Raw genomic sequence first — 9997 nt, 5'->3', positions numbered from 1 at the left:
AGTTCACCTGCCAGACGCAGGGCCATCGACTTCTCGCTGCGCTTCTTCGCGGCTTCACGCAGCCAACGCATCGCCAATGCCATACGACGCGAGGGGCGCACTTCGACCGGAACCTGATAGTTCGCACCACCAACGCGGCGGCTCTTCACTTCGACCACCGGCTTGACGTTGTTGAGCGCTACGGTGAACACTTCCAGCGGGTCCTTGCCACCCTTGGTCTGGATCTGTTCAAAAGCGCCGTACACGATACGCTCGGCAACCGACTTCTTGCCGGAGAGCATCAGCACGTTCATGAACTTGGCTACATCTACGTTGCCGAACTTCGGATCCGGCAACACTTCCCGCTTGGGGACTTCGCGACGACGCGGCATGTTTCTTCCTTTAACTTTTCAGTTGAAGCGCGGGATGATCCCGAGGTGATCTCTTTGCGCTCCGCGGCCACCAACTAACCCGATTCATCCCGGGTTTTACATCCCCGGACTTACCAGCCTGGTCGGGTGACCACTTACTCGACAGCACCGGCCAATCCGGCACCTGTCGCTTTTATCGTCAGCACTCTCGCGAGCACGACGACACCTGATTCTTACTTCGCAGCCTTCGCGCGCTTCGCGCCGTACTTCGAACGAGCCTGCTTACGATCCTTGACGCCCTGGGTATCCAGCGAGCCGCGAACCATGTGGTAACGCACACCCGGCAAGTCCTTCACACGGCCGCCGCGAATCAGCACGACCGAGTGCTCTTGCAGGTTGTGGCCTTCACCACCGATGTACGAAATGACTTCGAAGCCGTTCGTCAAGCGAACCTTGGCGACCTTACGGAGTGCCGAGTTCGGCTTCTTCGGCGTCGTCGTGTACACGCGGGTGCACACGCCGCGACGCTGCGGGCAGTCCTGCAGGGCCGGGCTCTTGCTCTTCGAAGCTTCCGAAGCGCGGCCTTTGCGAACCAGTTGATTGATGGTTGGCATTGCTTATTCCTGGTTTATTCCTGAAATTTAACAAAATCGACGCATTTATTTCCGGGCAAAGCGAAAACGCATGCGGATCGAACTCCGGAACTCGCTATCCGACGTCAGTTTTCAGCAGCCAGACCAACAAGCGCTGACGAACGCAGGCATCCCAAGAACCGGAACCTAACATGATATTCCGGAAAGACCAAGCGAGTCAATGGCTTGCAACATTTCGGACGACGGAGGAAGTCTTAGTGTCGTGATATTGCGGCGGCTTTCAGACTGCCCCGGCAGGCGCCCGCACGCTTTATTCGTCGCCGACGACCTCGACGAGTTCCTCGCCGAAGCGCTCGAGCTTGCGCGCGCCGATGCCCGGAATGTCGCGCAGCTTGTCGACCGATTCCGGGCCGTTGCGCGCGATTTCCGCCAGCGTGGCGTCGTGAAAGATGACGTAGGCCGGCACGCCCTCGCTCTTCGCGGTTTCGGTGCGCCACAAGCGCAGGCGCTCCCAGCGCGCGCGCTGACGCGGGCTCATGCCAAGGGTCGGATCAGCGCGCTCGCTCGTGCGGCCCGAAGAGGTCCGCGTGCGCGTGGGCTTCACGTAGCGGCGCATCGTGACATGCTGCTCGCCCTTCAAGACCGCCTTGCTCGCTTCGGTCAGCACGAGCGCGCCGTAGCCGTCATGGTCTACGGTGAGATAGCCGAACGCCACCAGCTGGCGGAAAATCGCGCGCCATTCGGGCTCCGAAAGCGCGGAGCCAATACCGAACGTGGAAATTTTCTCGTGCCCGCGCTGCTGGATCTTCTCGGTGCGGTTGCCACGCAGAATGTCGATCAGGTGGCCAGCGCCAAAGTTGAAGCCGCTCGCACGCTGCGCGCGGAACACGCAGGAAAGCGCCATTTGCGCTTCGCGCGTGGCGTCCCACGTGGCGGGTGGCTCGAGGCAGGTGTCGCAGTTGCCACAAGGTTTGCTCTCTTCGCCGAAGTAAGCCAGCAGACGCACACGCCGGCACGTGGCCGTTTCACACAGGCCGAGCAGCGCGTCGAGCTTGCTTGTCTGCACGCGCTTGTGCTGATCGTCGGCTTCGGACTCGTCGATCATCTTGCGCTGCTGCACCACGTCGCCGAGACCGTAGGCCATCCAGGCGTTCGCCGCCAGCCCGTCGCGGCCCGCGCGGCCGGTTTCCTGGTAGTAGCCTTCCACGCTCTTGGGCAAATCCAGGTGCGCGACGAAGCGCACGTCCGGCTTGTCGATACCCATGCCGAATGCGATGGTGGCGCACATCACCACGCCCTCCTCGCGCTGGAAAAGCTCCTGGTGCTTCTGCCGCACCTCGAATTCCATGCCGGCGTGGTACGGCAGCGCACGCAGCCCCTGCCCCTTCAGCCACTCCGCCGTTTCCTCGACCTTGCGGCGCGAGAGGCAATACACCACACCCGCGTCCGTGGTGCCATCGGCGCGCGTATGCTCCGCGCGGATAAAGTCGAGCAGCTGCGTACGCGCGTTGTCCTTCTCGACGATGCGGTAGCGGATGTTCGGCCGGTCGAAGCTCGATACGAACACGCGCGCGTCGTCGAGCGCGAGGCGATGCACGATCTCGTCGCGCGTGATGGCGTCGGCGGTTGCCGTGAGCGCGATGCGCGGTACGTCCGGAAAGCGCTCGTGCAGCACCGAGAGCTGGATGTACTCGGGCCGGAAGTCGTGGCCCCATTGCGACACGCAGTGCGCCTCGTCGATCGCGAAGAGGCCGATGCGCGTGCGCTCGAGCAGATCGAGGAAGCGCGGCGTCATCAGACGCTCGGGTGCGACATAGAGCAGATCGAGATCGCCCTCGCGCAGCGCTCGCTCAGTAGCAGCGGCTTCCGCGCCGCTCAACGTCGAATTGAGATACGCTGCGCGCACGCCGACTTCCGTGAGCGCGGCCACCTGGTCCTGCATGAGCGCGATGAGCGGCGACACGACGATGCCCGCCCCGAGCCCCGCTTCGTGCCGTACTAGCGCGGGGATCTGGTAGCAGAGCGATTTGCCGCCGCCGGTCGGCATGAGCACCAGCGAATCGCCGCCCGCCGCGACGTGCTCGACGATCTCGGCTTGCTGCCCTCTAAATACGGGATAACCGAAGACTTCGTTGAGGATTTCGAGGGAGCGGGACATGAAGGCGGTGAGCGAACGGAGCAGAGGTCGTGCCCGGATTTTACCAACCCGGACGAGCCTTGACCGTCGCTACCGCGAAGATTGGCCATTCGGCCGGGGAAAAAGCGGAGAAACCCGATGTGGATTGCGCCCCGGACGTGTTCAGGGCGCGCAGTCGATGCGCTCAGGCGACGCGGCCGCCGTGCCCGCACGCGACCCGAATCGCGCCGACGATCGTCACGCCCCCGGCAATGGCCGAGCCGAGCATGAGCGCCCCCACCGGCAGCAGCGCGGCGCTGCCAGCGACGAGGATGAGCGAGCCGAGCGTGAGCAGCGCGCCCCCCAGCTTCACCCTGCCCGCGAGCTGCATGATGAAGCCGATGATCAGAAACGCCCACAGGATCAGAAAAGTCGCAAAAAACGACGCTGCCTGCCCGTTCCCGACGTGATGCAGCAGATGCGAAAAATTGGCGATGCACGCCGCCAGGTTCAGGATCAGACCGGCGCCTACGACCCACATGATTACCGCCTCCAGATTTGGATAAAAGCCACGCGCAGCGTACGAAAAACCGTCCGCAGGCAAACATGGCGCGCTACGTTAGCACGCATCCTCGCGGCGCGCAGCCATTGCGCCTGCCCTGCGACGTAACGCAGCAGATCAGAACCGGTTACCCAACTGGAAGTAGACGTTGTGCACCCCGCGCGGCGCCACTGCTACACCGAAATACACCGGACCGATCGCCGTCGTCGTCCCAACGAACACACTCGTGCTGCTGAGCCAGGGACCGTGGGCGAACTCTTTCGAGGTGTTCCACACATTGCCGGCTTCGAGGCTTAAGCCTGCGAACAGTCCTCGCAGCGGGCCCGAGCCGCCTTTCGCAAGCTGCGCGAGCCCGGTGAGCCGCCCGTACAGAATGTAAGCGCCGCTGAACTGGTCCTGCGCATATGCTGAAAGACGCTGGAAGCCACCAAGGCTGAACACATAGGCAGGCGCGTCGCGCTTGCCCCCGGTCGGGCCGCCCACCTCGAACGCCGCATTCAGGCTGAAGATTCCATGACTCGCCGCCCACAAACCGCGCGCCTGCGCGATGTCATAGCTATCCTCTTCGCTGCCGAGCCCCACCTCGGCGCGGGTGTCGACATAGAAGCCATGTCGCGGGAAAACCGGGTCGTCGAGCTGATCGATCTTGACCGAGACAGTTGCAACAGTCTGGGTCAACGACGAAAACGACAGTTTGCTGATCTGCCACCCGCCCGTGCCATCGCCTTCGTCGACTTGGGCCAGAATCGACGATCGTGGCTGAAACGACGTGCGCGCCCGCGCCACACCCGCGCGGGCCTCGCCCCAATGGCCGAGCGGCACGCCAATGTCCAGGCCCACGCGCATATCCTGTTGCAGATACGACGCCACTGGGCGCCCGTTCGTATCGTTGTCCCCATAGACGTTCACATCATTGCGGCGAATCGACGCATAAGGCGCGAGATAAACCTGACCGAAGACCGGCTGGCGCAATTCGGTACGCCAGCCAAGGTCGCGACTGCCCAGCACGACGTCATTGCGCCACGACAAACCGCTTTGCGTGATCCACGGCAGGCGATGACCGATCTGCAGCGTGAACGCCCCGTCGCCGTCGAAATTCGTCGACACACCCAGGCCGAACAGCAGAAAATTCGGCCCCCAGCTTTTCTCGTTCGCCTCGACGCGCAACACCCGGTCGCCCGGCGGCCCGGTGAGCGTCTGCGACACGCTCTCGAAGTCACCGGTTTGCACCAGCCGGGCCAGATCGTTGTCCACCTCGGCGGAGTCATAGACGTCGCCCGGTTTCAGGTGCAACGCCTGCTCGACCCGGCTTTGCGGCACACGCCCGGCCGTCGCGATTTCAATGCGGTCGATGCGCGTATCGGGCGGCAGCGCGGCGTCATGCGCCAGACCCGCGCGCCAGGACGCATACTGCGCCTCGCCCGGCGAAAGCGCCGCAAGTCGCCCGGCGCTTTGCGTGGCCGCCTCCACACCGGCCGCGACACTCTCTTTCATCGCGCCGAAGTCGGTGAACGAGAGCGGGCCGAGTTCGGGCTCCAGCAGGATATCCGTCGGCCGCAACGTCGCCTTTTGCGCAACCACATCGCGCGACATCATGAGCCGGATCATTTGCGAGGTCACCGCGGCCATCGAGTCGAGCTGGTCTGCGCGCTTGAGCTGCGTGCCGATGTCAACGGCAATCACGATATCCGCGCCCATCTGCCGCGCGACGTCGATCGGCAGATTCGAGGCAGCGCCGCCGTCGATCAGCGTACGGCCGTCAACCCTGGCCGGCGCGAACAGGCCGGGCACCGCCATGCTGGCGCGCACCGCAAGAGGCAGCGAACCGTTGTGCAACACGACCCGCTCGCCGGTCTCCAGATCGGTCGCAACCGCGCGAAAGGGAATTGGCAACCGGTCGAAGTCAATGTCACCGGGATATTGCCCCGTATTGGTACGCAACAACGCGGTGAGCTTGTTGCCCTGCACGAGGCCGTTTGAAAGTTTCAGTCGCCCGTCGCCAAAGCCCATCGGCACGCCGATCGGATACTTGAAACCATCCTCGCGCGACGACTCGGGCAATTCCGGCCGGGCATCGCGATCGAAGGCGACATCGCTCAGGTCGAGCTTCGACAGCGCGCGCTCAATCGCATCGGCAGACATGCCGCTCGCGTAGAGCGCGCCAATCACGGCGCCCATGCTCGTCCCCGCGATGCAGTCGACGGGTACATGCAACGCCTCGAGTTCCTTCAGGACGCCAAGGTGTGCGTAACCGCGCGCGCCGCCGCCCGAGAGCGCGAGACAAATGCGCGGTCGTGATGCTTTCGTCGATGTCGTCGATGCCACCCATTCCATCGATGTCCCGGCGCTCGCCAGCGCTTGCGCCGGTCCCGTGATTTCCGCGTTGGCGGGATGGCCCAGCAAGGTTCCCGCCATCAACAAAGCGGCATATGCAATACGTCGCCACATGCTGCTACTCACTCGCCAGGCTGTGTGCGAGAGCCACATACTGATTCATCGCGCGCGCTCGCGATATGCCGCGCAACTCGGCCCATGAATCATATTTCGCACGACTCACCACATCCATCATGCCGGGCCGATCACCTTCGACATCGCCGAAACGCGCCTGCTTGTAGAGCGCCCGAAGCCGCAACATGACCGACGGCGCGAGCGGACGCGAAATGGTACCGACCTGCGCAACCGCGTTCTCGAATGCCGCGTCCAGTGCGCCACCAGCGGGCAACTCGTTCGCCGGAGCAGGCTCCGGTTGTGCCGCCTGTAAACCGGCGCCGCTGACCGACCCGGCAGCCGCGCTCCAGAAAGCGTCCTCGCTGGCACGATCGTCCGGCTCGTAGTTGACGGCACAAATCCGGCCGTTACCAAACTCCATGTCGAGAACACCGCTTGCCTTAAGCTTCGATCCGGCAGCCTCGGCCTCGCTGAAAATGCGAATACTCACCTTGTCGCTGTCGAAGCCCGGTTCGCCGAAACCGGTCACGCGAAACGTATTCGCGGATAGCGTCACGAACTGCGAAAAGAGATCGATCAGTGCGTTGCGGTCCCCATACACCCGGGCCACCGGGCTCGAGCCTCGCTGGTCCCAGCGGACACCGGCGGAAAACAGGGGGAATACCGCTTCGTAGGATCGCTCGCGCATACCTTGAGTGAAGCGCTCGACGAGCGATTGAATCTCGGCCGGCGTGCACGGCTGCATTTGCGCACCGTCGTCACACTCCAGTTCGGTGACGTCAAAAAACTCAAGCACGCTGCTGGCGACGCGAGCGCGGTCGTTATCGACACAAATCATGTGATAGCTGTTTTCGAGCACGACGACGCGAGCATCCTGCGCCGTGCTCGCGATGAATTCCGCCGACTTCAGGCTGGTCAACTCGTCTTCACGCGCATGGACGACCAGCGTCGGACACTGGACCTGCGGCAGGTCGCGCATAACTTGCCGACGCAGCCGATCCACCTCGCGCACGCAGGCGAGCGGCACCCATCGGTAGTGGAAATTGTCGCCACGCGCGAATTTCGCCTTGACGATGCTGCGCACGAGTTCGTTCTTGATTCCATAGGGCTCGCCTTCCTCGATCTTCATCTTCGAAGGCAGGAACGGCAGCCGGTAGGCAACGTGACGCGCACCGCGCCACCAGGGCGTGCTCCATCCGTCGATATAGATCGGCGGCGCGAGCGTGACGAGGCGCCCCTTGCCATGCCGCTCGATTGCGCACAGTGCGGTCGCCAGCAGCGCCCCCATGCACATGCCCATCACATGAAAAACCTCGTATTGATCCACGACCTCGCGGTACTTCTGCCTGACCGCTTCGACCCACATTTCGGCGCTGACCGTTACCAGGTCCTCCGGCGTGGTGCCATGCCCTGGCAGCGTCAGCGAATGGGTCTCGATGCCGCAGCGTTTCAAATGCCGATGCATGGAGCCCAGGTCATACTGCGTGCCGCCCAATCCATGAATGAGCAACGCGCCAATTCGTGCAGCCATGGCTCACCTCACCGAAGGCGGCTGCTGCCACACGCCGGCCACGAATGCAACGCGGCCATTGCCATCCGTGAGCGCCGACCCGGCATCGACCAGGTCGATCCATTCGTTCGCCGCCGACGCATGCGCAAGACGCAGCGACAGATGCGCGGGCTCCGGCTGCGGGGGCGCTTCGGACGTATTCCAGCGCGCGCGCAAACACTCACGATCCTGCGGGTGCAAGCGCGCGAGCACGGCTTCGGTTGTCGAGAGCGCCTCGGCCGGATAGCCGGTCAGACGTGAAACGTCGCCTCGCCATTGGACGCTCTGGGTCTCGGAATCGACCGTGTAGGCGATCATCCCGCCGCCGGCGAGCGCGAGTTCGAGGTCCGTGCGCCATCGATCGGCCTGGATATAGGCTTGCGCTTCCGCTTCGCGCAACGCGTGCACGATCAGCACGAGCATCGCGGATACGCCGAGGTACAACTGCGCCTGCAACAACGACAGCGAGACCGTAGCCGATTGCGGCGCGAACGGCCCATCGCCGTGCGCCGTATGACCGAGGGAGATCAACGTCAGCGCGAGGACGGCAAGCGTGCCGCCTCGCGCCCCGCTGACGATCGAGACGATGACGACACAGAACATCGGCAAATAGAGCGGACATGTGATGCCGGCCGCATTCAGCCAATGCGCCGAGGCGTTATCGAAGAGCCACCATGTCACGCCGACCATCACGGCGAAAGAGGCATATCCGACCAGTTCGAGACGCACACTGCGTTGCGCGGAGCGCTTCGCGCGGAACTGCGCCCATACTGCAAGAAGCGGCAGCGTGATGCACACGCCGACAAAAATCGCAGCACTCCATTCGCACAGCGGCACGAATAGCGGCATGCCTTTCGTCGCCGCGAAGTAGAGCGCACCGCCGCCGCCAAGCAGCACCGCGCTCACCAGCGCGGCAACGACTACGGCTTTGAGCAGATGCAAACCCTCGAGCGGAACGCGCATCCTGCGCACGATCGTCGCTGCGATCAACGGGGCGACACCCGCCAGCGCGCCAAGCACGAGCGACGACGGAATATCGCGCCCACCCAGGTAAGACAGAACGGACTGGACCAGCGCGAAGGCGACCGCTAGCGGAGCAATCGACGTGGCGCGAGACAGCAACATGGCCGCCAGACTGACGCCCGCAGGCAACCAGACATATGGCGCGTGCGCTTCGGAATTAACGTTGAACTGGCCCGAGAGGGCTCCAGTTGCAAGATAAAGGCATAGCCACGATGCCGCATGGGATAGCGGCATCCTACGATTTTCAACGTCCATTTCACAGCCGGAGTTAAGTCGATGCGCCGGGCAATTCGCGCGTGCGCATCGTGAGAATCAGTGAGATGTCGATGCGGCTTCTGGGAACTAGAAACGATGAAAGCATCGACAGTGGCCGATCATAGATAGGTCGATTGCCGAAGAATGTAGGACTATTCTTAAAATATCAGGACTAAATTACACAAATAGTCTTATTCATACACAATTAATCGATATTAATAATATTCCAGTAATGAAATTGATAATTTTCGATTTCATCACCAGACCATCCAGAAGTGGCCGCACCAATCGGCATAGGGGACGGCCATGAGGCCGTACCCCTGCCACACCACCCGGCATGCGGGTCCGCACCGGGCGGTTCGGGAGGTTGAGGTTATGAGAGGCGTGGCGCACCCAGCCGATCGAAGTATGCGAGGGTCATGCAGTTGCGCTTCACTTCATTCGCTGTGACCAGCTTATGGCGGGACTTGCACCCGCAGGAGTGCGCCCATGCTGGGCGCACAAATAAAAAGCCGCCCGGTTAAAAACCGGGCGGCTTTTACGATGCCATTCAGGTAAGAGCGCGAGAGGCGGCATACGCCGCCCCGCGCTTACTCGTCCGTCGTGTGCGATTGTTGCGGCTGCTCCGCGGCCGGGGCTTCCGGCGTGCCGAACTCGAACGCTTCTTCCGCTGCGATCTGGTCGAAACGCTCGCGATCCGACGTTTCCTTCGCCTTGCGCGCCTTGTGGAACGCGAGGCCGGTACCGGCCGGGATCAGACGACCGACGATCACGTTTTCCTTCAGGCCACGCAGATCGTCGCGCTTGCCCATGATCGCCGCTTCGGTCAGCACGCGGGTCGTTTCCTGGAACGATGCCGCCGAGATGAACGAGTCGGTCGAAAGCGACGCCTTAGTGATACCGAGCAGCACGTTCTCGTACGTTGCCGGGCGCTTGTCGTCCGCGTTCATACGGTCGTTTTCGTCCAGCATGTCCGAACGCTCGACCTGCTCGCCCGGGATGAAGCGCGTATCGCCGTTGTCGACGATCTGCACACGACGCAGCATCTGACGCACGATCACTTCGATGTGCTTGTCGTTGATCTTCACGCCCTGCAGACGG

The 9997-nt window shown here is 62.8% G+C and carries 7 protein-coding genes and 1 pseudogene; all 8 read right to left on the bottom strand.

All coding sequences use genetic code 11. The features are described 5' to 3' along the window. On the bottom strand, positions 1-371 hold a 371-nt coding region (gene rpsG / locus VMJ11_RS31240), incomplete at its 3' end, for a 30S ribosomal protein S7 (RefSeq protein WP_325624797.1). A gap of 212 nt (positions 372-583) precedes the next feature. Further along, positions 584-964 (bottom strand): 30S ribosomal protein S12, encoded by a 381-nt coding sequence (rpsL, locus tag VMJ11_RS31235; RefSeq protein WP_124154012.1) that lies wholly within the window; start codon positions 962-964, stop codon positions 584-586. Between the two features lie 289 nt (positions 965-1253). Next, positions 1254-3101 carry a DNA helicase RecQ gene (gene recQ, locus VMJ11_RS31230; protein ID WP_325624794.1) on the bottom strand — a complete coding sequence of 616 codons (1848 nt, stop codon included), beginning with the start codon at positions 3099-3101 and terminating at the stop codon, positions 1254-1256. 163 nt (positions 3102-3264) lie between these two features. Then, positions 3265-3600 carry a hypothetical protein gene (locus VMJ11_RS31225; protein ID WP_325624792.1) on the bottom strand — a complete coding sequence of 112 codons (336 nt, stop codon included), beginning with the start codon at positions 3598-3600 and terminating at the stop codon, positions 3265-3267. Between the two features lie 138 nt (positions 3601-3738). Further along, positions 3739-5955, bottom strand: a complete 2217-nt coding sequence (locus VMJ11_RS31220) for a patatin-like phospholipase family protein (protein ID WP_325624798.1) — start codon at positions 5953-5955, stop codon at positions 3739-3741. A 118-nt stretch (positions 5956-6073) separates the two neighbouring features. Further along, the gene (locus VMJ11_RS31215; protein ID WP_325624790.1) at positions 6074-7600 is read right to left on the bottom strand and encodes an acyl-CoA-binding protein; all 1527 of its coding nucleotides are present in this window, start codon (positions 7598-7600) and stop codon (positions 6074-6076) included. Positions 7601-7603: 3 nt separating this feature from the next. Continuing rightward, positions 7604-8875, bottom strand: coding sequence for an MASE1 domain-containing protein (locus VMJ11_RS31210; protein WP_325624789.1), 1272 nt, complete (start codon positions 8873-8875; stop codon positions 7604-7606). A gap of 611 nt (positions 8876-9486) precedes the next feature. After that, positions 9487-9997 (bottom strand): annotated as a pseudogene (locus tag VMJ11_RS31205) (DNA-directed RNA polymerase subunit beta'); the annotation flags it as partial.

The sequence above is a fragment of the Paraburkholderia sp. genome (genome assembly GCF_035501035.1).
Lineage (GTDB): Bacteria > Pseudomonadota > Gammaproteobacteria > Burkholderiales > Burkholderiaceae > Paraburkholderia.
The sequence above is the reverse complement of the archived record's forward strand: the minus strand, read 5'-3'. Positions and strand labels throughout refer to the sequence as shown.

Excerpts from the sequence above, each read along its gene's own strand:
- VMJ11_RS31220 (WP_325624798.1), bottom strand. The coding sequence starts at position 5,955 with ATGGAATGGGTGGCATCGACGACATCGACGAAAGCATCACGACCGCGC.
- VMJ11_RS31215 (WP_325624790.1), bottom strand. The coding sequence starts at position 7,600 with ATGGCTGCACGAATTGGCGCGTTGCTCATTCATGGATTGGGCGGCACG.
- rpsL (WP_124154012.1), bottom strand. The coding sequence starts at position 964 with ATGCCAACCATCAATCAACTGGTTCGCAAAGGCCGCGCTTCGGAAGCT.
- VMJ11_RS31225 (WP_325624792.1), bottom strand. The coding sequence starts at position 3,600 with ATGTGGGTCGTAGGCGCCGGTCTGATCCTGAACCTGGCGGCGTGCATC.
- recQ (WP_325624794.1), bottom strand. The coding sequence starts at position 3,101 with ATGTCCCGCTCCCTCGAAATCCTCAACGAAGTCTTCGGTTATCCCGTA.
- VMJ11_RS31210 (WP_325624789.1), bottom strand. The coding sequence starts at position 8,875 with ATGCCGCTATCCCATGCGGCATCGTGGCTATGCCTTTATCTTGCAACT.